The 23,755-nt window shown below is 73.8% G+C and carries 23 protein-coding genes; 10 read left to right on the forward strand and 13 right to left on the reverse strand.

Features of this window, described 5'->3' with window-relative positions:
• Positions 1-137 precede the first annotated feature (137 nt).
• From ABZW14_RS24580 to ABZW14_RS24595, 4 genes are all read left to right on the forward strand, one after another.
• Positions 138-650, forward strand: coding sequence for an Lrp/AsnC family transcriptional regulator (locus tag ABZW14_RS24580; protein ID WP_154230074.1), 513 nt, complete (start codon positions 138-140; stop codon positions 648-650).
• Positions 651-798: 148 nt separating this feature from the next.
• Positions 799-2,145 (forward strand): aspartate aminotransferase family protein, encoded by a 1,347-nt coding sequence (locus ABZW14_RS24585; RefSeq protein ID WP_355350695.1) that lies wholly within the window; start codon positions 799-801, stop codon positions 2,143-2,145.
• The gene (locus ABZW14_RS24590) at positions 2,130-2,864 is read left to right on the forward strand and encodes a pyridoxamine 5'-phosphate oxidase family protein (RefSeq protein WP_355350697.1); all 735 of its coding nucleotides are present in this window, start codon (positions 2,130-2,132) and stop codon (positions 2,862-2,864) included. The genes ABZW14_RS24585 and ABZW14_RS24590 overlap by 16 nt, the downstream gene beginning before the upstream one ends.
• Positions 2,864-4,240, forward strand: a complete 1,377-nt coding sequence (locus tag ABZW14_RS24595) for an FAD-dependent oxidoreductase (RefSeq protein ID WP_355350698.1) — start codon at positions 2,864-2,866, stop codon at positions 4,238-4,240. Before ABZW14_RS24590 ends, ABZW14_RS24595 begins: the two co-directional genes overlap by 1 nt.
• Before the next feature lie 116 nt (positions 4,241-4,356).
• Here ABZW14_RS24595 and ABZW14_RS24600 read toward each other — a convergent pair whose 3' ends face one another.
• Positions 4,357-4,725 carry a DUF3499 domain-containing protein gene (locus ABZW14_RS24600; RefSeq protein ID WP_355350700.1) on the reverse strand — a complete coding sequence of 123 codons (369 nt, stop codon included), beginning with the start codon at positions 4,723-4,725 and terminating at the stop codon, positions 4,357-4,359.
• A gap of 154 nt (positions 4,726-4,879) precedes the next feature.
• Between ABZW14_RS24600 and ABZW14_RS24605 the strand changes: the two genes are divergently transcribed.
• Positions 4,880-5,329, forward strand: a complete 450-nt coding sequence (locus ABZW14_RS24605) for a metallopeptidase family protein (RefSeq protein WP_091260118.1) — start codon at positions 4,880-4,882, stop codon at positions 5,327-5,329.
• 113 nt (positions 5,330-5,442) lie between these two features.
• Here ABZW14_RS24605 and ABZW14_RS24610 read toward each other — a convergent pair whose 3' ends face one another.
• From ABZW14_RS24610 to ABZW14_RS24635, 6 genes are all read right to left on the reverse strand, one after another.
• Complete coding sequence (locus ABZW14_RS24610; protein ID WP_013284161.1) at positions 5,443-5,703, reverse strand: WhiB family transcriptional regulator; 261 nt, start codon at positions 5,701-5,703, stop codon at positions 5,443-5,445.
• A 494-nt stretch (positions 5,704-6,197) separates the two neighbouring features.
• Complete coding sequence (locus tag ABZW14_RS24615) at positions 6,198-6,539, reverse strand: phospholipase (protein WP_355350702.1); 342 nt, start codon at positions 6,537-6,539, stop codon at positions 6,198-6,200.
• A 14-nt stretch (positions 6,540-6,553) separates the two neighbouring features.
• A complete protein-coding gene (locus ABZW14_RS24620) occupies positions 6,554-7,951 on the reverse strand; it encodes a DUF4331 domain-containing protein (protein ID WP_355350704.1) in 1,398 nt (465 codons plus the stop codon).
• An 89-nt stretch (positions 7,952-8,040) separates the two neighbouring features.
• Positions 8,041-8,319 carry a hypothetical protein gene (locus tag ABZW14_RS24625; RefSeq protein WP_355325005.1) on the reverse strand — a complete coding sequence of 93 codons (279 nt, stop codon included), beginning with the start codon at positions 8,317-8,319 and terminating at the stop codon, positions 8,041-8,043.
• A 154-nt stretch (positions 8,320-8,473) separates the two neighbouring features.
• Positions 8,474-10,981: a bifunctional FO biosynthesis protein CofGH gene (locus ABZW14_RS24630; RefSeq protein WP_355350706.1), complete on the reverse strand. Its 2,508-nt coding sequence runs from the start codon at positions 10,979-10,981 to the stop codon at positions 8,474-8,476.
• A gap of 77 nt (positions 10,982-11,058) precedes the next feature.
• Complete coding sequence (locus tag ABZW14_RS24635) at positions 11,059-11,994, reverse strand: hypothetical protein (RefSeq protein WP_355350708.1); 936 nt, start codon at positions 11,992-11,994, stop codon at positions 11,059-11,061.
• A gap of 99 nt (positions 11,995-12,093) precedes the next feature.
• On the opposite strand from ABZW14_RS24635, the gene cofD reads away from it, so the two are divergent.
• The gene (gene cofD / locus ABZW14_RS24640; RefSeq protein WP_355350710.1) at positions 12,094-13,095 is read left to right on the forward strand and encodes a 2-phospho-L-lactate transferase; all 1,002 of its coding nucleotides are present in this window, start codon (positions 12,094-12,096) and stop codon (positions 13,093-13,095) included.
• Positions 13,092-14,177 (forward strand): coenzyme F420-0:L-glutamate ligase, encoded by a 1,086-nt coding sequence (locus ABZW14_RS24645; RefSeq protein ID WP_355350712.1) that lies wholly within the window; start codon positions 13,092-13,094, stop codon positions 14,175-14,177. The genes cofD and ABZW14_RS24645 overlap by 4 nt, the downstream gene beginning before the upstream one ends.
• A gap of 41 nt (positions 14,178-14,218) precedes the next feature.
• Here the strand turns inward: ABZW14_RS24645 and ABZW14_RS24650 are convergent, their stop codons facing one another.
• Together ABZW14_RS24650 and ABZW14_RS24655 are read right to left on the reverse strand one after the other, a co-directional pair.
• Entirely contained in the window at positions 14,219-15,214 is a 996-nt protein-coding gene (locus tag ABZW14_RS24650) for a winged helix-turn-helix domain-containing protein (protein ID WP_355350714.1), read from the reverse strand.
• Between the two features lie 254 nt (positions 15,215-15,468).
• Positions 15,469-16,527, reverse strand: coding sequence for a hypothetical protein (locus ABZW14_RS24655; protein WP_355350716.1), 1,059 nt, complete (start codon positions 16,525-16,527; stop codon positions 15,469-15,471).
• Positions 16,528-16,566: 39 nt separating this feature from the next.
• Here ABZW14_RS24655 and ABZW14_RS24660 point away from each other — a divergent pair, with 39 nt between their 5' ends.
• Complete coding sequence (locus ABZW14_RS24660; RefSeq protein ID WP_355350718.1) at positions 16,567-17,139, forward strand: NUDIX hydrolase; 573 nt, start codon at positions 16,567-16,569, stop codon at positions 17,137-17,139.
• Between the two features lie 12 nt (positions 17,140-17,151).
• Here the strand turns inward: ABZW14_RS24660 and ABZW14_RS24665 are convergent, their stop codons facing one another.
• On the reverse strand, positions 17,152-18,243 hold the full coding sequence (locus ABZW14_RS24665) for a sugar phosphate nucleotidyltransferase (protein ID WP_355350720.1): 1,092 nt from the start codon (positions 18,241-18,243) through the stop codon (positions 17,152-17,154).
• A gap of 63 nt (positions 18,244-18,306) precedes the next feature.
• Entirely contained in the window at positions 18,307-19,452 is a 1,146-nt protein-coding gene (locus ABZW14_RS24670) for a glycosyltransferase family 1 protein (RefSeq protein ID WP_355350722.1), read from the reverse strand.
• A gap of 151 nt (positions 19,453-19,603) precedes the next feature.
• Between ABZW14_RS24670 and ABZW14_RS24675 the strand changes: the two genes are divergently transcribed.
• Positions 19,604-20,293 (forward strand): TIGR03089 family protein, encoded by a 690-nt coding sequence (locus ABZW14_RS24675; RefSeq protein ID WP_355350724.1) that lies wholly within the window; start codon positions 19,604-19,606, stop codon positions 20,291-20,293.
• Positions 20,294-20,299: 6 nt separating this feature from the next.
• Here ABZW14_RS24675 and ABZW14_RS24680 read toward each other — a convergent pair whose 3' ends face one another.
• Positions 20,300-22,288: an acetoacetate--CoA ligase gene (locus ABZW14_RS24680; RefSeq protein ID WP_355350725.1), complete on the reverse strand. Its 1,989-nt coding sequence runs from the start codon at positions 22,286-22,288 to the stop codon at positions 20,300-20,302.
• A 153-nt stretch (positions 22,289-22,441) separates the two neighbouring features.
• Complete coding sequence (locus ABZW14_RS24685; RefSeq protein WP_355350727.1) at positions 22,442-22,957, reverse strand: acyl-CoA thioesterase; 516 nt, start codon at positions 22,955-22,957, stop codon at positions 22,442-22,444.
• A gap of 23 nt (positions 22,958-22,980) precedes the next feature.
• Between ABZW14_RS24685 and ABZW14_RS24690 the strand changes: the two genes are divergently transcribed.
• Positions 22,981-23,649, forward strand: a complete 669-nt coding sequence (locus tag ABZW14_RS24690; RefSeq protein WP_355350729.1) for a hypothetical protein — start codon at positions 22,981-22,983, stop codon at positions 23,647-23,649.
• Positions 23,650-23,755: the final 106 nt, after the last annotated feature.

Genomic DNA, 23,755 nt, shown 5'->3' on the forward strand with positions numbered 1-23,755 from the left:
ATGGACGACTGATCCTGACATGAGGTGACGTGCCTTACAAGGGATTCCGTTGTGGGAATAGCCAAGGACCACGAAATACGCCAGACTGCGCCGGGGCACTACGCTCAGCACGAGGATTCGGACATGGGGAGCGGACGATGGCCAACCGGCAACTGGAGAACGGCAACGGCAGCCGTCGCGTGACCGTGCGTGAAGGCGCCAGCCACGCTCTGCTCGATGATGTGGCGAAGCAGATCATCGAACAACTCCAGGAGGACGGGCGGCGCCCGTACGCGACCATCGGCAAGGCGGTCGGCCTCTCCGAGGCGGCGGTGCGGCAGCGGGTGCAGCGCCTGCTCGACGCCGGGGTCATGCAGATCGTGGCCGTGACCGATCCCCTCCAGCTCGGCTTCCCCCGCCAGGCCATGATCGGCCTGCGCACCGACGGCGACCTGGAGAGCGTGGCCGACCGGCTGGCCGAGTTCGAGGAGATCGACTACGTGGTGATCACCGCCGGCTCGTTCGACCTGCTGGCCGAGGTGGTCTGCCGCAACGACGAGCACCTGCTGGAGATCCTCCAGAAGCTGCGCGGCGTGTCCGGCGTGGTCTCCACCGAGGCGTTCGTCTACCTCAAGCTGCGCAAGCAGACCTACAGCTGGGGCACCGCCTGATACGGATTCCGTTGCGGTGACATACGTCGCTCGCTGAATCCGTTGTCGTTGACGCCTGACACTTGCCTTATCGCCATTGACTGTGGGATAACCGTGGGCAGAGCGGCCGGTGTCACCCCTGACCGGCCCGAGACCCGATGGGGCTGACATGGCCAACGCCACCGACCACCTCTGGATGCACTTCACCCGGATGGCCAGCTACTCCGCCGGCGAGGTTCCGACGATCGTGCGCGGCGAGGGCGCGTACGTCTGGGACTCGCAGGGCCGCCGCTACCTGGACGGACTCGCCGGGCTCTTCGTCGTCAACGCCGGCCACGGCCGGACCGAGCTCGCCGAGGCGGCCGCCAAGCAGGCCGGCGAGCTGGCCTACTTCCCACTGTGGTCGTACGCCCACCCGAAAGCCGTCGAGCTGGCCGAGAAGGTCGCGGCACTGGCCCCCGGAGACCTGAACCGGGTCTTCTTCACCACCGGCGGCTCCGAGGCCGTCGAGGCGGCGTGGAAGCTGGCCCGGGCCTACTTCAAGCGCACCGGCCAGCCCAACAAGCACAAGGTGGTCAGCCGCTACATCGCCTACCACGGCACCTCGATGGGCGCGCTGTCGATCACCGGCCTGCCCGGCATCAAGAGCGACTTCGAGCCGCTCGTCCCCGGCGGCATCAAGGTGCCGAACACCAACTTCTACCGGGCCCCGGAGCACGGCGACGACCCCGAGGCGTTCGGCCGCTGGGCCGCCGAGGAGATCGGCCGCGCCATCGAGCGGGAGGGGCCGGACACCGTCGCGGCGGTCTTCCTGGAGCCGGTGCAGAACTCCGGCGGCTGCTTCCCGCCGCCGCCCGGCTACTTCCAGCGGGTGCGGGAGATCTGCGACGCGTACGACGTGCTGCTGGTCAGCGACGAGGTGATCTGCTCCTGGGGCCGGCTCGGCGAGTACTTCGGCGCCGTCCGCTACGGCTACCAGCCCGACATCATCACCACGGCCAAGGGCATCACGTCCGGCTACGCCCCGCTCGGCGCGATGATCGCCAGCGAGCGGCTCATGGAGCCGTTCCTCACCGAGACCGGCATGTTCGCGCACGGGGTGACCTTCGGCGGCCACCCGGTCTCCTGCGCGGTGGCCCTGGCCAACCTGGAGGTCTTCGCCCGCGAGGACCTGGTCGGCCACGTCCGCGCCAACGAGGCCGCCTTCCGGTCCACCCTGGAGAAGCTCAACGACCTGCCGATCGTCGGCGACGTCCGGGGCGACGGCTACTTCTACGGCATCGAACTGGTCAAGGACAAGGCCACCCGGGAGACGTTCGACGAGGCCGAGTCGGAGCGGCTGCTGCGCGGCTTCCTCTCCACCGCGCTCTTCCAGGCCGGGCTCTACTGCCGCGCCGACGACCGGGGCGACCCCGTGGTACAGCTCGCGCCCCCGCTGATCGCCCAGCAGCAGCAGTTCGACGAGATCGAGCAGATCCTGCGCGCCGTGCTGACCGAGGCATGGTCGCGCCTCTGACCGGCGGCCCGGACGGGGCCGGCTCCCGGGACACCGGGGGCCGGCCCCGCGCCGTCGGAACCGCCGGACCCGGGGACCGGATCCCCGCGCCGACCGCCGTCGGGGGCACCGACCGGACCCGGGTACGCCGGTTGCCCGACCTCGCCGTCCACGACCGCGCCACGCTGCACGCCGTGCTCGACGCCGGCCGGGTCGCCCACCTGGCCGTCGCCGACGGCGGCCAGCCGTACGCGCTGCCCGTGGCCTACGCGCGGGACGGGGAGCGGGTGCTGGTGCACGGCTCCACCGGCAGCCGACTGTTCCGGCACCTCGCCGCCGGCGCACCGGCCTGCCTCACCGTCACCCTGCTCGACGGGCTCGTGCTGGCCCGCAGCGCCTTCGAGTCCTCGATGAACTACCGCTGCGCCATGGTGCTCGGCACCCTCACCGCGCTCACCGGCGAGGCGAAACAGGCCGCGCTGCACCGCCTCTCCGAGCACCTGCTCCCCGGCCGCTGGGCGGAGATCCGGCCGCCCACGGCGAAGGAGCTGGCCGCCACGCTGGTGCTAGCCCTGCCGCTGGACGAGTGCTCCGTGAAGGTCAGCGCCGGCCCGCCCGACGACCCCGAGGACGACCTCGACCGGCCGGTCTGGGCCGGGGTGGTGCCGGTCGTCGAGACGTTCGGGGTCCCGCAGCCCGACCCGAAGCTGCGCCACGACCTGCCCCCACCGGAGTGGTGATGCGCTACCAGGACCTGTCGTACTGGCTGTCCAGCGTGGACGAGCCGCTGACCCCGCGCCCCGGCCTGCCGGGCGACACCGATGCCGACGTGGTGATCGTGGGCGCCGGCTACACCGGGCTGTGGACGGCGTACTACCTCGCCGCCGCCGACCCGGCCCTGCGGATCGTCGTGCTGGAGAAGGAGATCGCGGGCTACGGCGCCTCCGGTCGCAACGGCGGCTGGTGCTCGGCCCTCTTCCCCACCTCCCTGCCCGCGCTGGCCCGCCGGCACGGCCGGGACCGGGCGCTGGCCATGCAGCAGGCCATGCACGAGACCGTCCGCGAGGTCGGCCGGGTGATCGCGGCCGAGGGGATCGACTGCGACTGGCGGGCCGGCGGCACGGTGGTGCTGGCCCGCACCGAGGTGCAGCTCGGCCGGGCCCGGGCCGCCGTCGCGGAGGCCCGCGAGCACGGACTCGCCGACGCCGACCTCGTGCTGCTCGACGCCGCCGAGGCCGCCGCCCGCTGCCACGCCGAGGGGGTACGCGGCGGCACGTACACCCCGCACTGCGCGGCCGTACACCCGGCGAAGCTGGTCCGCGGCCTGGCCACGGCGGTGGAGCGCCGGGGCGTACGCGTCTTCGAGCGGACCCCGGTGACCGCGCTGCGGCCCGGGACTGCGGTGACCCCGGCCGGCGTGGTGCGCGCGCCCGTGGTGGTCCGGGCGACGGAGGGCTTCACCCCGGCTCTGCCCGGCCAGCGGCGGGCCGTGGCGCCGGTCTACTCGCTCATGGTGGCCACCGAGCCGCTGCCCGAGGCGACCTGGGCGCAGATCGGGCTGGCCGAGCGGGAGACCTTCTCCGACTACCGGCACGTCATCATCTACGGCCAGCGCACCGCCGACGGCCGACTCGCCTTCGGCGGGCGGGGCGCCCCCTACCACTACGGCTCCCGGATCCGCCCCGACTTCGACCGGGAGCCGCGCGTCTTCGCGGCGCTGCGCCGAGTGCTCGGCGAACTGTTCCCGGTGCTCGGGCCGGAGGTGCCGGTGACGCACACCTGGGGCGGGCCGCTCGGCGTGGCCCGGGACTGGGCCGCCTCGGTGGGCCTGGACCGCTCGACCGGACTCGCCTGGGCGGGCGGCTACGTCGGCGACGGCGTCGGCACCAGCAACCTGGCCGGCCGCACCCTGGCCGACCTCATCCGCGGCGAGCAGACGGATCTGACCGCCCTGCCCTGGGTCAACCACCGCTCCCCCAGATGGGAGCCGGAGCCCCTGCGCTGGCTGGCGGTCAACGCCGGCCTCAAGGTCATGTTCTCCGCCGACGAGGCAGAACAGCGCACGAACCGCCCGTCCCGCCGAGCGAAGGCCTTCTCCCACCTCCTGGGCCACTGACCCGCCAGCCTCTGGCCATCGTTGATCAAGAGGTTTGCGTCAGCACGGCGCGAGATCTTGACGCAAACCTCTTGATCAACGCCGAGGGCCGGGGCCGGACCGGGCGTGGGGGTGGGTCAGTGGTTGGGGGGGATGACGCGGAGGTGGCCTCGGCGGCCCTGTTGGTGGGTCTGCGGGGCCGGGTTCTCGTCCGACGGGGGGCGTGGGGGTGCCGGGCGGGCGGCCTCGCGGACCGCCTCGGCCAGGGCGACCAGGTCGTCGGTGGTGGGCGGCGGGGGCTCGAACTCGCCCTCGTGGCGCACCACGTCCCAGCCCCGGGGCGCGGTGAGGTTGCGCGCGTGCGGCTCGCACAGGTCGTACGTGTGCGGCTCGGCGAACGCGGCGAGGGGGCCCACCACGGCCGTGGACTCGTTGTAGACATAGGTCAATGTGGCGACCGCTTGCCGGGGGCAGCCGTTACGGGAGCAGCGCCGTGGTGACCTCACGGCGGCAGGGTATCTCCATTACCGGGTGCGGCGCACCGCTTCGCGTTGCGACACGCCCGTCATGGTGATCACAATTCGTCCGATCGGCGCGTCGGCGCGCCCGGCCGGCGGCGTGACGGCGGGGGACCCCGGCGCGGGGGCTACCCTGTGCGTCATGACGAGCCCGGAAAACCGCCGCCCCGGCTCCGGCCGGCGCACCCACCGCGACCGCCACGGGCGGGGGCTGCGGGGGCGGCTGGTGCCGGCCACCGTGCCCCTGGCCCGGACCAAGGCCGAGGTCTTCGACGACCTGGTGCTCGACACGGTGGAGACTCTCGAACGCCGCTTCGCGAAGGAACTGGCCGGGGTCGAGTTCGCCGTCGAGGACGTCCCACCGGACCTGAACGTCTACGACTCGGACGTGCTGGAGGACGGCGAGGTCCCGCTCGCCCGGCTGCTGCCGGGGCGCCCCGGCCGGCAGGAGGTGCCGCCGCGGATCGTGCTCTACCGGCGGCCGCTGGAGTTCCGGGCCATGGACCGCGAGGACCTCGCGGACCTCGTCCACGACGTGATCATCGAGCAGGTGGCGAACCTGCTCGGAGTCGATCCCGACGAACTGGCCTGAGCCGCCGCCGGGCCGACCGCCACGCGTCGCCGCCGGTCCCGGCCGGCCCCCGCCGGCCGGGTCACCGGCCCCGGACCCCGGGCGGCCCCCACCGCCCCGGTCCGGTACGTGCGTCAGGCGGCGACCCGCCGCTTGAGCTTGCGCCGCTCCCGCTCGGAGAGCCCACCCCAGATCCCGAACCGCTCGTCGTGACCGAGGGCGTATTCGAGACATTCCGTCTTCACTTCACACCGCGAGCAGATGCGCTTCGCCTCGCGGGTCGAGCCGCCCTTCTCGGGAAAGAACGCCTCCGGGTCGGTCTGCGAGCAGAGCGCCCGCTCCTGCCACTCCGGCGCGTTTCCGAGCAGGTCGGCCACCTCGAGCTGGCCGTCCATCCGTTGCCTCCTTGTCGCGCACCGGCGTCATCGCCGCTGCAACCCCCCACGCGAAAGGCGTGCTTGTTCGTCCGGTCACAATTTGTTGCGTTCCGCGCGAACAACCCCATTCAAATTACACGCGTGTAATGCGTGCGCCGTCAAGCCAAACTTGATAATGGAGTCGCCCTCCCGACACGTTCCGGGCGGCCGTCGTGGCCACCCGACCCTCGCAACCTGCCCTATCGATTCAGACCCCGGACGAGTAACGCCTTCCCCGGCGAGTTGCTCGAAGTTTTCTGCCGTGGCGCACCGGTGTGGACACCGCCGGCGGCCCCCCGGTGGAGGCTTCCGGTGGACCGCACCCGGACGGTCGTCGTGACGCCGTCCAAGATCAGCATTTGGTGGGGGCAAGGTTAACCCGACGCGAGCGGTACCGCCCGTCGAGGCCCGGAACGCCGACCGCGCCCCGCCCAGGATGTGGACGAGGCGCGACGGTGCGGCGGCCCGGGCGGTCAGTCGGCGCCCCGGGGTGAGCTGGCCGGCCAGACGAATTCGGCGATCGCGCCGCCGGTGACGGAAATCGCCCCGGCGGGGGTGACGCCGTCCCACCAAACGGTATAGAGGCCGGCGGCCAGGTCCGGGTAGACGGCGGTGTGGACGACGCCGTCGCGGACGTGCCGTTCGCGTACGGCCGAGTGGGTCCGGGGTCCGTCCCGGTCGGCGCGGCTGATCTCGATCTCCCGGCCGTGCAGCTCGCGTCCGGTGTGGATGATCAGGGCGCCGGAGTCGCCGCCCAGATCGAGCACGACGCTGCCGCTGTGCGACGGGCCGAGGGTGTGGTGCTGGTCGGGCACGGGTCCTCCCCCGCTCAGGACTTCTTCGCCGGCGGGTTGGCGAACCCGTCGTACGGCGTGCCGAGGAACGGGAAGTCGCCGAGGAAGGGCGCGGTCACGTCGGCGGCGCTGAGCCCCGGGGTGACCGCGGCCGCCGCCGCGTCCGGCTTGAACGTCCGGTCCACCAACGGCACGGTCAGTCCGGCGATCGCCCGCAGCGCGATGGTCACCACGTCGTCACCGACGCGGCGGCCGTTCGGGAAGCCCGCCAGGTCGCCGCCGAGCACCCCGAACCGGTCCGGTCTGCGGCTGGGCTTGATCGCCGTGTTCAGCCGCAGCATGTCGGCCTGCAGGTCGCCCGTGGTGTTGGCGAAGCCGTCGATCAGCCCGGCCGGCACGCCGGTGAGCAGGATCGCCACCAGGTCGGCCCGCGGCTTCTTCGACCTGTTCAGCGCCTCCAGGTTGGGAAACACGCCCGGGTAGAGCGCGGGCAGCAGCGCGGCCAGCTCGGGATGCTCGACGAACTGGGCGAACCGCTTGTCCTCCGTGGGCGGCAGCGTGTTCCACAGGTCCTTCCTGGACATCGGCACGACGACCTCGTTGAACAGCGGGTTGCCCAGCCGGGAGACCTGGGTGAAGGGGCCGGCGGCGGTGTCCGCGGCCACCCGGTCGCCGAGCACCCGGACCTGCTGCCGCGAGGCGGTCGTCCACACACCGATCGTGGAGGCGCGGTCGGCGTAGCCGTAGCGGCCGGCCTTGCGCCGGACCTTGGCGAGCGGCACCTGCACGGCGATGCTGTGCACGTTCAGCCGGTCCAGCGCGTTGACCGGCTCGCCCTCGGTCCTGAACAGCTTCTTCCCGGCCACGTGCAGCTGCTGGAAGGGCCGCAGCGTACCGAGGTCGAAGACCGCACCCAGGTCGACGAAGAAGCCGTCGGCCCGCTGACCGGCGAAGACCTTCTCCCCGGTCGACAGCCGGAACGTCGCCTGCCGCACCAGGTCGGCGTACTTCGGGGTCGACAGCGGCCCGACGTTGCACGGCGGGCAGGGCAGCTTGTGCGCCAGCACGTGCTCGCGGCCGTCGGCCACCCGGGTCAGCCGGTAGAACTGCCGCCGGTTCCAGTTCCTGCTGTCCAGCGACTCGATCGGCCCGGTGTTGTAAAGAAAGCTGTTCGGATTCGTGATCTCGGTGGTGAATTCGAAACGATAGGTGACATCCGGATAACCGTCGCCGTCGTTGTCGACGTGAATCTCGTACCGGACGTCGTCGCCGAACTCGAAGAAGTTGGGGCCGCCGGAGGGAAGCTGCACCGGAACGTAGTTGGCGATCAAGGTGACCGTGTCGGGCTGGCTCGGGCTGACGAACGCGTACAGGTCGGAGCTGTCGGCGACCGGATCCTTGGCTATCTCCGGGGCCTCACGGTGAGAGGACATGGCGGACCACACCTTCGTCGGGTAACGGAAGTCGGGGACCGGCGCCGGAGCCCGCGCCGGGCGGGGCCGCGCCGGTGGCGCGGAGGCGGTCAGCGCCGGGCGGCGCGGACCAGACGGTCGGCCAGGCCGCGGTCGCGTACCTGGATCCGGGTCGTGCCGACGAAGACGTCCAGCGCGCCGGAGGCCGCGTCGCGGAGGTGGACCACGATCGGCTCGTCACGCCGGCCCGCCGAGGGGGCGTTCTGCGCGGCGGACAGGCCCGGCACGGTGAGGGCGGCGGCGCCCAGGGTGGCGCTCGCGGCGGCGGTCAACGTCTGCCGGCGGGTCAGTCGCGGCCAGGGCCGCCGCTTCGGCTCATCAGTGGTCATGGGCAACCTTTCCGGGCCGGCGCCGCAGCGCCCACGGTGGACCCGGGAACCGGACGCCGCCGGGTGCCCCGGGCCTGGGGTCACCGGCGGCGGTCCTCGCCGAAACCGCCGCCGGCATCCACTGGTACGGCCGGCGGCAGGGAAAGGTTCGACGCTACGCGCCGACGTGACCGTACGCGGTCGTCCGCTTGCGGAACGGCCGGCCCGCCGCCGCCGCGATGGCCCGGAGCTGCTCCTCGGTACGGGCCGAGCCGTTGCCCGAACCGGCCATGCGGGAGATGGTCTCCTCCATGAGGGTGCCGCCCAGGTCGTTGCAGCCACCCTGGAGCATGGCGACCGTGCCGGCGTCGCCGAGCTTCACCCAGGAACACTGGATGTTGCCGATCCGGCCGTGCAGCAGCAGCCGTGCCATCGCGTGCACGACCCGGTTCTCCCGCCAGGTGGGGCCGGGCCGGGCGATGCCGGCCAGGTAGATCGGCGCGTTGGTGTGCACGAAGGGCAGCGCCACGAACTCGGTGAAGCCGCCCGTGCGGTCCTGCACGCCGGCCAGCACCCGGAAGTGGGCCAGCCACTGGCCGGGGTGGTCGACGTGGCCGTACATCATGGTGGAGCTCGACCGGATGCCCAGCTCGTGGGCCGTGGCGACCACCTCGACCCAGGCGGCGGCCGGCAGCTTGCCCTTGGTGAGCACCCAGCGCACGTCGTCGTCGAGGATCTCCGCGGCGGTGCCCGGGATGGTGTCCAGGCCGGCCTCGCGCAGCTGGAGCAGCCACTCCTTCACCGGCACGCCCGCCTTCGCGGCGGCGGTGACGATCTCCATCGGGGAGAAGGCGTGCACGTGCATCCCCGGCACCCGCGCCTTGATCGCCCGGACGATGTCGGCGTAGCCGGTCACCGGCAGCTTCGGGTCGATGCCACCCTGGAGGCAGACCTCGGTGGCGCCGGCCGCCCACGCCTCCTCGGCCCGGTCGGCGACCTGCTCAAGAGAGAGCCGGAACGCGTCGGCGTCGCTCTCCCGCTGGGCGAAGGCGCAGAACCGGCAGCCCACGTAGCAGACGTTGGTGAAGTTGATGTTGCGGTTGACCACGTAGGTGACGTCGTCGCCGACCGCGTCCCGGCGGACGTCGTCGGCGATCCGGCACAGCTCGTCCAGCGCCGGGCCGTCCGCGCCGAACAGCGCCAGCGCCTTCGCCTCGTGGGCCGCCTCCAGCAGCGCGGCCGGGTCGTCGGCGGCCAGCCGCAGCCCGGCGCGCAGGTCGGGGTCGCTCGTCACGGCGGCCGGGACGACCACCTTCGCGGCCACCTCCGACCAGTCGCCGTAGACGTCGTCGAAGTCGCCCCGCCGGTCCCCGGTCCGCCCGGTGGTGTCGATGGTGACGTGCAGGTCGGTCCGCCCGCCGAACACCTCCTCCGGCTCCTGCCAGGGCCGGCCCACCGGGCGGGCCGCCTCGACGGCCAGCCCGGTCTCCGGGTCGGCCAGGGCGGTGACGTGCGGCAGCAGGCGCGGGTCGAGCCACGGGTCGCCGGCCCGGACGTACTCGGGGTAGACGGTCAGCCGCTCGCGCAGGGTGAAGCCGGCCTGCCCGGTGCGCCGGGCCAGCTCGTCGAGCTGCGGCCAGGGGCGCTCCGGGTTGACGTGGTCCGGCGTGACCGGCGAGACGCCGCCCCAGTCGTCGATGCCGGCACGCAGCAGCAGGTCGTACTCGCCCTCGATGAGGTTCGGCGGGGCCTGGATCCGGGCCTTCGGGCCGAGCAGCACCCGGGCCACCGCCACCGTGGCGGCCAGATCGTGCAGCTCCGCGTCGGGCATGCCGCGCATCGCGGTGTCCGGCTTGGCGCGGAAGTTCTGCACGATCACCTCCTGGAGGTGGCCGTACTCCCGGTGGGTCCGGCGGATGGCGAAGAGCGCGTCGACCCGCTCGGCCAGGGTCTCCCCGATGCCGATCAGCAGCCCGGTGGTGAACGGCACGCCGACGCGGCCGGCGTCGTCGAGCACCCGGAGCCGTACCGCGGGCTCCTTGTCCGGCGAGCCGTAGTGCGGGCCGCCCGGCTCGGACCAGAGCCGGGTCGCCGTGGTCTCCAGCATCATGCCCATGCTCGGCGCGACCGGCTTGAGCCGTTGCAGCTCCGACCAGGACAGCACGCCCGGGTTGAGATGCGGCAGCAGGCCGGTCTCCTCCAGCACCGCCACGGCGCAGGCGCGCAGGTAGTCGAGGGTGGAGTCGTAGCCCCGCTCGTCCAGCCACCGCCGGGCCGCCGGCCAGCGCTCCTCGGGCCGGTCCCCGAGGGTGAACAGCGCCTCCTTGCAGCCCTGCGCAGCGCCCTCCCGGGCGATGGCGAGGACCTCGTCCCGCTCCAGGTAGGCGGCGGGCAGCCGGTGCGGCACCGTGGCGAAGGTGCAGTAGTGGCAGCGGTCCCGGCAGAGCCGGGTCAGCGGGATGAACACCTTCTTGGAGAAGGTGACGACGCCCGGCCGGCCGGCCTCCCGCAACCCGGCGTCGCGGATCTCGCCGGCGATCCGGAGCAGTTCGTCCAGCGCCGCGCCGCGCGCGGTCAGCAGTGCGCTCGCCTCGGCCACGTCCAGCGCCCGGCCCGTGGCGGCCCGCCCCAGCGCCCGCCGGACACTCGCCTCGGTCGGCACGGGCTCGCTGCGATCAACCATCCGCCCAGCCTATGCGCTGGCCGGTACGACGCCGCCCGCCCCCGGCCAGGAGGCGAGGACGGGCGGCATCGGAAGGCTCAGCGCGGGAAGTTCGGGTCCTCCCGGTCGAAGCGCTGGGTGCGGTCGCCGTCGGGCGGGAGCGGCTGGCCCGGGTCGGCCGGCTGGCGCGGGATCGCCTGGGTCGGGTCCGCCGACGGCGGCTGCCCGAACGGCGGCGCCGGGTGCGGGGCGCCGCCGTAGGGAGGCGCGGACTGCGGGCCCTGCTGCGGGGCACCGAAGGGCGGGCTCGACTGCGGGGCACCGAAGGGCGGGCTCGACTGCGGGGCGTGCGGCGGGGCGGCGTTGAACGGCGGCGCCGACTGCGGCGGGCCGTACGGGCCGGGCTGCGGGTAGCCGCCCGGCTGCGCGGGCACGCCGGGGTACCCGCCCGGAGCGGGATAGCCCCCGGGCTGGCCGGGCACCGGGCCCGGCTGCTGCGGCCAGCCGGGCTGCGCCTGGCCGTAGACACCGGGCTGGGGCTTGGGCTTCGCGACGTAGTAGAGGGTGCGCCAGATCTTGAACACCACGAACGCGGCGACCGCGAAGACGGCCAGCCAGGCCACCCGGGTGAGCAGGCCGAGGAAGGCGTCCAGCACCTCGCCGTCGGTCAGCCGGCCGACCACCCAGATCAGGAAGGTCAGCGCGCCGAACGCCGCGCCGACCGCGTACTCGACAAGCGCGACCTGGGTGATCAGTTTCGCCTTCGGCAGCACCGGGCGAACGTGGGTGGCGAGCAGCACGGCCAGCACCGGGAGGACGGTCGACTCCAGGCCGACGAAGGCGAAGAACGTGCTGCCGGCCCGGCCGGTGAACGTGCTGTAGTCGTCGACCGGCACCAGCAGGCGCAGCAGGCCGACGAAGAGCAGCACGGCGTTCGCGCCGAGCAGGACGAGCGCGGCCAGTTCGCGCAGCGGCTTGGTCAACTGGCTGGCCTGCGTGGTGTCGCCGGACGCGGGCTCGGCGGGGCTGGTCACGGACTCCCCCTCGGGACGAAAACGGACAGTTGCCGACGTGAGCGTAGTCTCTCCGGCCACCGGGCGATCGACGGCGGCGCGTGCGGAAGGATGGACGTCATGCGCATCGTGGTTCTGACCGGCGGTATCGGGGGCGCCCGGTTCCTGCTCGGCGTCCGGGCGTACGCCCGGGAAGTGGGGGCCGAGGTGACGGCCGTGGTCAACGTCGGCGACGATCTGCTGCTGCACGGGCTGAAGGTCTGTCCCGACCTGGACAGCGTGATGTACACGCTGGGTGGCGGCGCCGACCCGGAGCGGGGCTGGGGCCGGGTGGGCGAGACCTGGACGGTCAAGTCCGAGCTGGCCGCCTACGGCGCCGAGCCGTCCTGGTTCGGCCTGGGCGACAAGGATCTCGCCACCCACCTGGTGCGCACCACCATGCTCAACGCCGGCTACCCGCTGTCCCAGGTCACCGAGGCGCTGGCCACCCGCTGGCAGCCCGGCGTACGCCTGCTGCCGGCCACCGACGACCGCCTGGAGACGCACGTCGTCGTGAGCGGGAGGAGTGAGCTTGCGAGCCCCGCAGTCGCGAACAGTGCCGGCGCAGCGGACCTCGACGGCGGCCAGCGGGCGATCCACTTCCAGGAGTGGTGGGTGCGCCACCGGGCGGACCTGCCGACGCACCGGTTCGTCTTCGTGGGGGCGGAGGCGGCGAAGCCGGCGCCCGGGGTGCTGGAGGCGATCGGTGCCGCCGACGTGGTGCTCGTGGCGCCCAGCAACCCGGTGGTGAGCGTCGCCCCGATCCTGGCCGTGCCGGGGCTGCGCGACGCGATCGTCGACGGGCCGGCCCCGGTCGTCGGGGTGTCCCCGATCATCGGCGGCGCGCCGGTCCGCGGCATGGCCGACCGCTGCCTGTCCGTGCTCGGCGTCGAGTGCAGCGCGGCCGGCGTGGGCGGCCTCTACGGCGGCCGGTCGGCGGGCGGCCTGCTCGACGGCTGGCTGGTCGCGCCCGAGGACGAGGGCACCGTGGTGCCGGAGGTGACCGTGCGGACGGCGCCGCTGCGGATGACCGACGAGGCGGCGACGACGGCGATGGTCCGGGCCGCATTGGAGCTGATGTGAGGCTGGAGATCCTGCCGGTGCTCGGCATCGGCGACGTGACCGAGGGCGACGACCTGGCGGCGCTGATCGCCACCGCCGCGCCCTGGCTGCGCGACGGCGACGTGCTCGTGGTGACGAGCAAGATCGTGTCGAAAGCGGAGGGCCGGCTCGTCGACGTGCCGGCCGACGGGCCCGAGCGGCTCGCCGCGCGGGACGAGGTGCTGGCCGGGGAGACCGCCCGGGTGGTGGCCACCCGTGGCACGACCCGGATCGTGCAGACCCACCACGGGTTCGTGATGGCCTCCGCCGGCATCGACGCGTCCAACGTGGACAAGACCCGGCTGGTGCTGCTGCCCAAGGATCCGGACGCCGCCGCCCGCGCGCTGCGGGCCGCGCTGCGCGAGCGGTACGACCTCGACGTGGCGGTCATCGTCAGCGACACCATGGGCCGGCCGTGGCGCAACGGGCTCACCGACGTGGCGCTCGGGGTGGCCGGTATGCCGGCGATCCGCGACCACCGGGGCGAGATCGACCCGTACGGCAACGAGCTCCAGCTCACCCAGATGGCCGTGGTGGACGAGCTGGCCGGTGCCGGCGAACTGATCAAGGGCAAGTGCGACCAGGTGCCGGTCGCGGTGATCCGCGGTTACCTGGGCGAGACCCGGGACGACGACGAGGGCGCCCGGGCGCTGGTCCGGGACGCGTCGCTGGACCTCTTCTCCCTGGGCACCGCCGAGGCGCGCGCCGCCGGCCTGCGGGAGGCGGCCACCCTGGCCGACGGTCCCGGCCCGGCCCCGGCCGACCCGGCCGCCGTCGACCGGGCGATCGCCGCGGTCGCCGAGGTGATCGCGCCCGGCACCGTCCTCACCCACGTCACCGACCAGGAGGTACGCGCCGGACTGGTCGCCACCGTGCCCGGCTGGCCGGCGTCGGCCACCGGCCTGGTGCTCGGTGCACCGCCCGCCCCGGTGGACCCGGCGGATCTGGTGCGTTTCGGCGCCGACCTGCAACGGCTGCGCGCCGCGCTGGCCGCCGAGGGGATCTCGTCGGCGCTGCTCCCGCCGCCGCCGGGAAGCACCGCGAGCGCGGCCCTCGCCGTCTGATCCGTGCCCGCCGCCCGGCCTCGGCGTCGCCGGGCGGCGGCTCAGGCGTCGAGGACGGCGCGGCCGAGCGGCGTCAGGGTGTGCAGGACCATGTTGCGGTCGCGGCGGCTGACCAGCAGGCCGGCGTTGCGCAGCACGGCGGTGTGCTGGCTGGCCGCGGCGGCGGAGATGCCCAGCCGGCGGGCCACCTCACCGGTGGTGCAGCCCTCGTCGGTGGCCTCCAGCACGGCCGCCCGGGTCCGGCCGAGCAGGGCGGCCAGCGCGTCCCGCTGCGCGGCGTCGGCGTCGCCGCGGGCACCCGACTCGGGCATCAGGCCGCCGAGCCGGTCGACGGGATAGACCAGCACCGGCGGCAGGCTCGCGTCGAGGAGCGCGACCGGGGTGCGCGCGCAGAAGAACGAGGGGACCAGCAGCAGCCCTCGCCCGTCGAGGTGCAGTTCCCGGCTGTCCGGGTAGTCGAGCACCTCCAGCACCCCGTCGACCCAGCGCATGCTCGGCCGGAGGCTGTTCAGCAGCCCTTCGGCGCCACCGTCGAGCATGGCCCGGGCTCGGCGGGCGCGGTCCGCCTCGACGGCGGCCTGGATCCGCGACCAGTACGGGGTGACGGCCAGCGACTGGTACCGGACCATCGAGTCGGTCAGGTGGTGCAGCACGTCGGGCTCGCCGCGGGCCAGGGCGCTCGCCGACGACGGCAGCAGATTCTCCTCGGCGAGCAGGGTGAGGTCGCGGCGGAGCAGGTCGACCGGGGTGCTCCGGACCGCGTCCAGCCCGGCGTCGAGGCCGTCCTTGCTGGCGTAGGGGGTGAGGAAGTCGGGGAAGTAGCCGCGGGGCGGGTTCAGGGCGAGCAGCAGGCGGTAGTTCTCGGCGGTGTCCGTGCGCAGCCCGCGCGCCACGGTGCGTCGCCATGCGGTCAGCAGCGGATCGCGCGTGCGGCCCTGGAGCAGGTGCAGGCTGAGGACCAGTTCCCAGACGGGGTCCGCGGCAGGGGCCACCCTGGTCCGCAGGATGTCCTCGCGGGAGAAAATGATCTTCAGCATGGAGCTCTCCAGGGGCGGACCGAGGAGGTGTCCGCCACGCTGAGCACTGTACCCGGCGGCACTTATCTCCATCTTTAAGCGTGGGATGAAAAACCTCGACGGTTCCCGGCCGGGTTGGGCAGACTTCCCCTAGCCCGCCGATGCCGGGGCACGGCACCGCCGACCCGGTCGTCGGTCAGCGGGCGCGCCGGTCGGCCGGACGGCACCACGAGGGTCTGCGGCTGTTCTCCGTAGAGGTGTCGTCCGGCGACCGCTCAGCCGAACCAGAGCGCCACCCGGTGGTCCTCGTCGGTGACGTACCAGCAGCGCCCGTCCAGCTCGGCCAGCCCCTCCACGTGGTGGAACGGCGCCAGCTCGGCCACCAGCTTCCCCGCCACCCGGGCGTCCGGGCCGACGTCGTGCCGGAACCGTACGTGCCGCGAGGTCACCGGGCCGCCGTGCGGATGCTCGTCCAGCAGCACCGAGCCCTTGCCGATCGCGTCGATCGAGCCGATCACCGCCGCGTAGCCGCCGTCTGGCGTCGGCGCGACGGCCCGGAAGCCGGTCAGCGCGCCCGCCGGGGTCACCCCGGTCAGCGCGTACGCCCCGACGGCGCGCGGCCAGCCCGACCGCTCCGGCCCGCCCGCGCCGTCGGCGGCGAACATGTCCGGCACCCCGGCCAGCTCGACCAGGATCGGCTCACCCTCGGCGGTGACCGGGAAGCGCAGCCCGAGCAGCACCGTCCCGCCCGGGGTGAAGGCCGCCGCCTCGACGTTGATCGGCAGGTCGTCCTCGGCCAGCCGGCTCACCCAGCTCTTGGCCCGGGCGGTGCCCCGGGCCAGGGTCTCCACGATGAACCGTTGCCGGACCCGGTCCCCGGGCGGCAGCGGGGTCAGCGGTGCGGCGGCGAGGGCGTCGTTGACCGCGCGGTGCAGCCGGAACCGGTTGCGCACCACGTGCAGCGGCAGCGTCCCCTGTGCGGCGTCGTCCTCCCGGAACCGGGCCACGAACGCCCGGCGGGGGCGTAGCGGACCGGCCTTCGAGCCGAAGTGCGAGCCGAAGACGTACACCCAGCCGTCGTGGTGGGCGAGCGCCTCGCCGTCCTCGGTGCGGCCGTTCTCCCGGCCCGCGTCGGCGGCCACGTGGTGCGCCACCCACTCGCCGTCCGCGCGCTCCAGCAGCAGGGCCAGGCACCGCTCCACCGGGCCCTCGTCGAGGACGGTCCAGAAGCCCCGGCGGGCGCTGTGAGCGCGCAGCAGCGCCGGAGAGCGGACGGGAAGCAGGTCGCTGGCCTCGTTGCCGGCCACGACGAACTCGACGAGTCGCAGGGTCACCCGGCCAGGGTACGAAGGGCGCGCCCGTACAGTGGCGGGGTGCCGGACACCGAGACGTACGCCGACCTGCACGCCGACGCCACCGCGGTGCTGAGCCGCTGGGCGGCGACCAGCCCGGCGGCCGCCGCGAACCGGGACCGGACGCTGGCGCTGCTGGCGGCCGGTCCCGTGGCGCTGAGCCGGGCGCACCGGGCGGGGCACGTCACGGCCAGCGCGCTGGTGCTCGACCCCACGGGTGCGCGGGTGCTGCTCTGCCTGCACGGCCGGTTCCGCAAGTGGGTGCAGCTCGGCGGGCACTGCGAGCCGGGCGATCGGACCCTGGCGGCGGCCGCGCTGCGCGAGGCCACCGAGGAGTCCGGGATCGCCGGCCTGGTGGTCGATCCGGACCCGATCGACGTGGACATCCATCCGGTGGCCTGCCAGGGCGGCTCGCTGCACTACGACGTCCGGTTCGCCGTGCTGGCCCCGGCGGGGGCGACCGAGCGGGTCAGCGCGGAGTCCGAGGCGCTGGGCTGGTTCCCGCCGGACCGGCTGCCCGAGCCGCTGGCCGACGGGACCGTCCAACTGGTGGCGCCGGCGCTGGCCGCGCTGGCGCGGCGGGCGGCCGGCTGACCCGGCGCCCGCTCAGACCAGCCCCTCCTCGCCGCGCTCCTTGAGCTCGTCGACGACCTTCTTGACGTCCTGCGCACGGTCGCGCGGGCAGACCAGCAGGGCGTCCGGAGTGTCCACCACGATCAGGTCGTGCACGCCGATCGCGGCCACCAGCCGGCCGGACTGCGGCACCACCACCAGGCCGCTCGTGTCCCGCAGCAGGACACCGGGCTTGGCGTCGGCGCCCAGCACCACGTTGCCGGCGGCGTCGGCGGGAAGCACCTCGCCGAGGGTGTGGAAGTCGCCGACGTCGTTCCAGCCGAAGTCGCCCGGGACGGTCGCCACCCGGCCGGCCGTCGCCGCGCCCTCCATCACCGCGTAGTCGACGGAGATCTTCGGCAGGGTCGGCCAGACCGTGCCGAGGACGTCGTCCTGCTCCGGGGTGCCCCACGCCGCCGCGATCGCGGTGATCCCCGCGTGCAGGGCCGGCTGCTGCCGGGCCAGCTCGGCCAGGAACACGTCGACCCGCCAGACGAACATGCTCGCGTTCCAGAGGTGCCGGCCGGAACGCACGTAGCCCTCGGCCACCTCGGCGGCCGGCTTCTCCTTGAACTCGATCACCGGACGCAGCGGGCCGTCGCCCACCGGCTCGCCGGTCTCCAGGTAGCCGTAGCCGGTCTCGGGCCGGGTCGGGGTGATGCCCACGGTCATCAGCGAACCCTCCGCGGCCCCGCGGATCGCCTGCCGGACCACCTCGGCCCAGCGCGCCGGGTCACCGATCAGGTGGTCGGCGGCGAACGAGCCCATCACCGCCTCCGGCTCGCGTTCGGCGATCACCGCGGCGGCCAGCGCGATCGCCGCACAGGAGTCCCGCGGGGAGGGCTCGACGAGGATGTTCTCCTCCGGCACACCCGCCAGTTGCCGGGCCACCGCCGCGACGTGCGCGGCTCCGGTGACCACCAGTGTGCGCTCGGGTGTGGTCAGCGGCGACAGCCGGTCGACCGTCGCCTGGAGCAGCGAGGCCGGGGTGCCGGTCAGCGGGTGGAGGAACTTGGGATGGCCGGCACGGGACAGCGGCCACAACCTCGTGCCACTGCCCCCCGCCGGGATGACGGCGTAGAACATCAGCACATCATGCCCGAACTGCCGTGCTACGGGCCCGGTGTCGGGCGTACCCGCAGGTGACACTCAGGAACGCGCGCGGCTCCACGCGGCGATGTGCACCTCCGCGCTGGACTCCCAGGTGAACTCCTTGGCCCGGTCGAAACCGGCCTTGGCCAGGGACAGCCGGCGCTGCTCGTCGTCGAGCAGCGCGGTGAGGTCGGCGGCGATCTGGTCCGGGTCCTCGCTGGTGTAGGCCACGGCGTCGCCGCCCACCTCGGGCAGGGAGAGCCGCGGGGTGGTGAGCACCGGCGCCGCGCACGCCATCGCCTCCAGGATGGGCAGCCCGAAGCCCTCGCCGTAGGACGGGTAGGCGGCGACCAGGGCACCGCCGAGGAAGCCGGGCAGGTCGGCGTAGCGCAGGTAGCCCGGGCGCAGGAGCCGCAGGTGCGACGGCACCTCGGCCACGGCGCGGTCGATGTCGTCGTCGTGCCCCTGGCCGCCGGCGATGACCAGCGCCGGCGGGTTCTCCCGGTCGGCCACCGCGCGGGCCCAGCCGCGGATCAGGTTGGGTACGTTCTTGCGCGGCTCTTTGGCCCCGAGGAACGCGACGTAGCTGCTGCTGCCCAGCCCGAGGCGGGCCCGCACCCGGGCCTTCTCCTCCTCGCTCGGCGCGTGGAAGGCGGCCTGATCGACCCCGTGGTAGGCCACGTCGATCCGGGTCGGGTCGGCGTCCAGCAGGCGGATCAGCTCGTCCCGGGTGGCCTTGCTCGGCACGATCACCCGGTCGGCGCGGCGCAGCGAGGTCTTGATCGCGCTGCGGAAGAAGGTGCGGCGCGACTTGTCGTAGTGCTCCGGCTCGGTGAAGAAGGTCGCGTCGTGCACGGTGACCGTGACCGGGCAGCCGGCCCGCAGCGGGCAGGTGTAGAAGGGCGAGTGCAGCACCTCGGCGCCCACCTGCTGGGCCAGCAGCGGCAGGCCGGTCTGCTCCCACGCGAGCCGGGCCGGGCGGTGGGCGACGGCCGCCGGGGCGGGGATCACCTCGGCGCCGGGCAGCATGCGGGTGTAGCGCTCCAGGTCGGTGCGGAGGCTGACCACGGCCAGATCGACGCCGGAGCCGCAGACCCGGCCGAGGGCACCGAGCAGGCCGTCTACGTATCTACCGACGCCGCCACGGTCGGCGGGGACACTCGTGGCGTCGATGAGCACGCGGGGCGGGCGACCGGCGGTCACGGGGCGACTCCTCAGGCTGGCGCGTCTGTGGGGAACAACACTGTCGGCAAGCCTACGCCGGGCCGGGTGCCCGACGCTGACTGCGACCCGACGGTACGCCGACTTGTCGTTGTCATCGAGTACGCGTTGCGGGCGCGTATCGTTCGCGCCGATGGCCGACAACATTGCCCGGGTGTTCGCCGACGCGATCGCGACCGACCCGGCCCGCCCGCTGCTGACCTGGTACGACGACGCCACCGGCGAGCGCACCGAACTCTCCGGCGCGACGCTGGCGAACTGGGTGGCCAAGACGGCCAACCTGCTCGTCGACGAGGTCGCCCTCGCCCCCGGCGACACGGCCGCGGTGCTGCTGCCGCCGCACTGGCAGACCGCCGCCGTGCTGCTCGGCTGCTGGTCGGCGAAGCTGACCCTGGCCGGGGCGCCGGGCCACGTGGACGTGCTCTTCGCCACCGCCGGCCGGGCCGACGAGGCGGGCGACTGGCCGGCCGGTGAGCGCTACGCGCTGGCCCTGGACCCGTTCGCGCTGCCCATGCGGGAGGTGCCGGCCGGCTTCGCCGACTTCGTCCCGGCGGTACGCGGGCACGGCGACCACTTCACCCCGTACCCCGGGGGTGGCGAGGAGGACGCGGCCCTGCTGGCCCGCGCGGAGGCCCGGGCCACGGAGCTGTGCCTGGCCCCCGGCGACCGGCTGCTGGTCGACGTGACCCGGCACCCCGACCCGGTCGACTGGCTGCTGGCGCCGCTCACGGCCGGTGCCACCCTGGTGGCCTGCGCCAACCTGGACCCGGGCCGCCTCGACGCCCGCACCGCGACGGAGAAGGTGACCCGGGCCCTGACCTGACCCGGGTCAGGCGGGGGTCGGGTGGTCCGAGTCGGCGCGGCGCTGGGCGAAGGCGGCGAAGGCGGTCAGCGACTCCGGGTTGGCCAGGGCGCCCTTGGCCGCCGCGCGGTCCACCGGGGTGCCGGTGAGGATCTTCTTGACCGGCACCTCCAGCTTCTTCGCCGACAGGGTGCGCGGGACGGCACGGACCTGGTGGATCTCGTCGGGGACGTGCCGCGGCGACAGCGCGGTCCGCAGCTCCCGGCAGATCTTGCGCCGCAGGTCGTCGTCCAGCTCCAGGCCCTCGGCGAGCACCACGAAGAGCAGCAGCTGCCCGGCGCCGCCCTCGTCGTCCTCCAGGTGCACCACGACGGAGTCGACCACCTCGTCGAGCCCCTCGACCACCGAGTAGAACTCGGCCGTGCCGAGCCGGACGCCGCCCCGGTTGAGGGTGGCGTCGGAACGGCCGGTGATCACGCAGCCGCCGCGCTCGTTGACGGTGATCCAGTCACCGTGCCGCCAGACGCCCGGGTAGACCTCGAAGTACGCCTCCCGGTAGCGGGAGCCGTCGGTGTCGTTCCAGAACCCGACCGGCATGCTCGGCATCGGCTCGGTGATCACCAGCTCACCGAGCTGGCCGATCACCGGCGTGCCGTCGGCCGAGCGGGCCTCCACCTTCGCGCCGAGCGCCCGGCAGGTGATCTCCCCGGCGTGCACCGGCAGCAGCGGCACGCCGCCGACGAAGCCGGTGCAGACGTCCGTGCCGCCGGAGAGCGACTGGAGCTGGAGGCGGTCGCCGACGTTCTCGTAGACCCAGGTGAAGCCCTCGGCGGGCAGCGGGGCGCCGGTCGAGCCGAGCCCGCGCAGCGCGGACGGGTCGGCGATCTCCTTCGGGACCAGCCCGGCCTTGCGGCAGGCCAGCAGGAACGGCGCCGAGGTGCCGAAGTAGGTGGTGCCGGTCTCCGCCGCCAGGCGCCAGAGCGCGCCCAGGTCGGGGTGGCCCGGGTTGCCGTCGAAGAGCACGATCGCCGTACCCACCGCCGGCCCGGAGACCAGGAAGTTCCACATCATCCAGCCGGTGGTGGTGAACCAGAAGAACCGGTCGGCCGGGCCCAGGTCGTGGTGCAGGGCCAGCATCTTGAGGTGCTCCAGCAGGATGCCGCCGTGGCCGTGCACGATCGGCTTGGGCAGGCCGGTGGTGCCGGAGGAGTAGAGCACGTAGAGCGGGTGGTCGAACGCCACCGGCGTGAAGGCCAGCGGCTCGTCGGTCTCCGCCGCGAGCTCCGCCCAGGACAGGGCGCCCTCGGGGGCCTCGCCGGCGGGGTCGAGGTACGCGATGCCGACGGTGTGCCGCAGCGACGGCAGGGCGGCCCGGATGGCGGCCACCTCGGCGCGGCGGTCGACCGGCTTGTCGCCGTAGCGGTAGCCGTCGACCGCCACCAGCACCGTGGGCTCGATCTGCCGCCAGCGGTCGGTCACGCTGCGCGTGCCGAACTCGGGCGCGCAGGAGGAGAAGATCGCGCCGACGCTGGCGGTGGCCAGCAGCAGGACATAGGTCTCCGGGATGTTCGGCGCGTACGCCGCCACCCGGTCGCCCTGCCCCACGCCGAGCCGGCGCAGGCCGGTCGCCACCCGGCGGACCTGGTCGCGCAACTGCGCGGCGGTCAGAGTCTCCGGCGTACGGGTCTGCCCGTGCGCGATCACCACCGGGTCGTCTTCGCCGAGGCCGGGCATCCGCAGCACGTTCTCGGCGTAGTTGAGGGTGGCGCCGGGGAACCAGCGGGTGCCCGGCATGGTCCGGTCGGTGAGCGTGGCGGTCGGCGGGGTGTGCGCCACCACGCCGAAGTAGTCCCAGATCGACTGCCAGAAGGCGGTCAGGTCGGTCACCGACCACTGCCACAGCGCGTCGTAGTCGGCGAACTCCAGCCCCCGGTGCTCGGCCAGCCAGCGCAGGTAGTCGCCGATCCGGGACCGCTCACGCACGTCGGCCGGCGGCGTCCACAGCACGTCACCCACTGTTCCACCCTCCCTGAGGCCCGTCACGACACTGTGCATGGGCCGTGGCGCCATCTTGCCCTACCTCGCGAGGCCATTCTCCGCACCGGGTGCCGGTGACGGGGCGTGGCCGGCCCACACGCCCTGGCCACGGGGTGTGTGGGCCGGCCCCGGTCAGCCGGCCCGGTGGGCCTGGATCGCCCGGCGGCGGGCCAGCCGGTGGGCCCGGCGGATCTCCGCCTCCCGGTAGCGCCGCTCGTCCTCCGGGGTCTCCGGCAGCACCGGCCGGACCGGCCGCGGCGCACCGCCCACGTCGACGCCCACGAAGACCAGGTACGCCGTGGCGACCCGGACCGGCTCGTCCTCGGCCGAGTCCCAGCGCTCCGCGACCACCCGCACCCCGACCTCCATGGAGGTGTTGCCGGTCCAGTTGACCTGGGCGTGCGCATGCACCAGATCGCCCACACGGACCGGCTCGGAGAAGACGATCTCGTCGATCGAGGCGGTCACCGCGGTGCCGCCGCTGTGCCGGGCCGCCGCCGCGCCGGCCACGTCGTCGACGAACTTCATCAGTACCCCACCGTGCACGGTCCCGTACAGATTGACATCGACAGCGGTCATGATGCGACTCAGCGTGACGCGCGAGTACGAGGTCGGCTTGCCCGGCGGGGCGGAGGGGTGATCTGTCATGCCGAAAACGGTACGGTGCGCGGATGCGACATCTCTGGAGCTTCCTCGCCGGGTTGGTGGTGGCGCCCGTCACCTGGGCGCTCGTCACGCTCGGTCAGGACGGATCTGGGCGCACCGTCCACCGCTGGGTCGAGATCGGTACGTACAGCACCCCCAACCTGATCGAGCCGGCCGTCTACCTGGGCGTCGCCGGCATCCTGCTCGGCCTGCTCGGCACGCTGCGCTTCTCGCCGATCGGCCCGGCCGTGGCCGGTCTGCTGCTCGTGGTCCCGTACCTCGGGCTGTTCGTCGCGCCCTTCACCGTGCGGGACCGGGTCCCCGAGAGCTGGAAGATGCTCGGGGACCCGCTGCCGCTGCGCCAGCCCCTGGAGAACGGCACGCTGTTCCTCATCGGCATGCTGCTGCTGATGGCCGTGTTCAGCGGCCAGCGTTGGCGGCACCGGCCGGGCGGCCCGGCCGAGGCGGGGCTGACCCCGGCCGACTCGCCGGCCGAGCACACCCCCTCGCTCGGCGACTGGCCTCCGGCGGACCCGAAGCGGGACCAGACGAAGGACGGCGACACGGCCCCGCTCACGCTGGCGTATCCCGACACCCCCACCGAACCCCTGCCCCGCCGCACCGGCGGCGAGTCGCCGTGGTCCGCGCCCCCGCGCGCGACCACCCGGCCGGAGGGCACCACCGAGATCCGTTGACGACCGCGGGGCAGGCCGCCGGCTACACGGTTTCCGAGCAGGTCTGCACGACCTGCACCTACCGGTCGAACAACCTGATCGCCGAGTGGCCGCAGGGCCCGGCCGA

Origin of the sequence: Micromonospora sp. NPDC004551 (assembly GCF_040609975.1) — a bacterium.
In the GTDB taxonomy this organism is placed as follows: Bacteria; Actinomycetota; Actinomycetes; order Mycobacteriales; family Micromonosporaceae; genus Micromonospora.

Coding starts and splice junctions, on each gene's coding strand:
- ABZW14_RS24675 (WP_355350724.1), top strand. CDS start 19,604: ATGGCCGACAACATTGCCCGGGTGTTCGCCGACGCGATCGCGACCGAC.
- ABZW14_RS24685 (WP_355350727.1), bottom strand. CDS start 22,957: ATGACAGATCACCCCTCCGCCCCGCCGGGCAAGCCGACCTCGTACTCG.
- ABZW14_RS24630 (WP_355350706.1), bottom strand. CDS start 10,981: ATGGTTGATCGCAGCGAGCCCGTGCCGACCGAGGCGAGTGTCCGGCGG.
- ABZW14_RS24625 (WP_355325005.1), bottom strand. CDS start 8,319: ATGACCACTGATGAGCCGAAGCGGCGGCCCTGGCCGCGACTGACCCGC.
- ABZW14_RS24620 (WP_355350704.1), bottom strand. CDS start 7,951: ATGTCCTCTCACCGTGAGGCCCCGGAGATAGCCAAGGATCCGGTCGCC.
- ABZW14_RS24580 (WP_154230074.1), top strand. CDS start 138: ATGGCCAACCGGCAACTGGAGAACGGCAACGGCAGCCGTCGCGTGACC.
- ABZW14_RS24690 (WP_355350729.1), top strand. CDS start 22,981: ATGCGACATCTCTGGAGCTTCCTCGCCGGGTTGGTGGTGGCGCCCGTC.
- ABZW14_RS24590 (WP_355350697.1), top strand. CDS start 2,130: ATGGTCGCGCCTCTGACCGGCGGCCCGGACGGGGCCGGCTCCCGGGAC.
- ABZW14_RS24610 (WP_013284161.1), bottom strand. CDS start 5,703: ATGGACGGCCAGCTCGAGGTGGCCGACCTGCTCGGAAACGCGCCGGAG.
- cofD (WP_355350710.1), top strand. CDS start 12,094: ATGCGCATCGTGGTTCTGACCGGCGGTATCGGGGGCGCCCGGTTCCTG.
- ABZW14_RS24595 (WP_355350698.1), top strand. CDS start 2,864: ATGCGCTACCAGGACCTGTCGTACTGGCTGTCCAGCGTGGACGAGCCG.
- ABZW14_RS24650 (WP_355350714.1), bottom strand. CDS start 15,214: ATGCTGAAGATCATTTTCTCCCGCGAGGACATCCTGCGGACCAGGGTG.
- ABZW14_RS24605 (WP_091260118.1), top strand. CDS start 4,880: ATGACGAGCCCGGAAAACCGCCGCCCCGGCTCCGGCCGGCGCACCCAC.
- ABZW14_RS24585 (WP_355350695.1), top strand. CDS start 799: ATGGCCAACGCCACCGACCACCTCTGGATGCACTTCACCCGGATGGCC.
- ABZW14_RS24665 (WP_355350720.1), bottom strand. CDS start 18,243: ATGTTCTACGCCGTCATCCCGGCGGGGGGCAGTGGCACGAGGTTGTGG.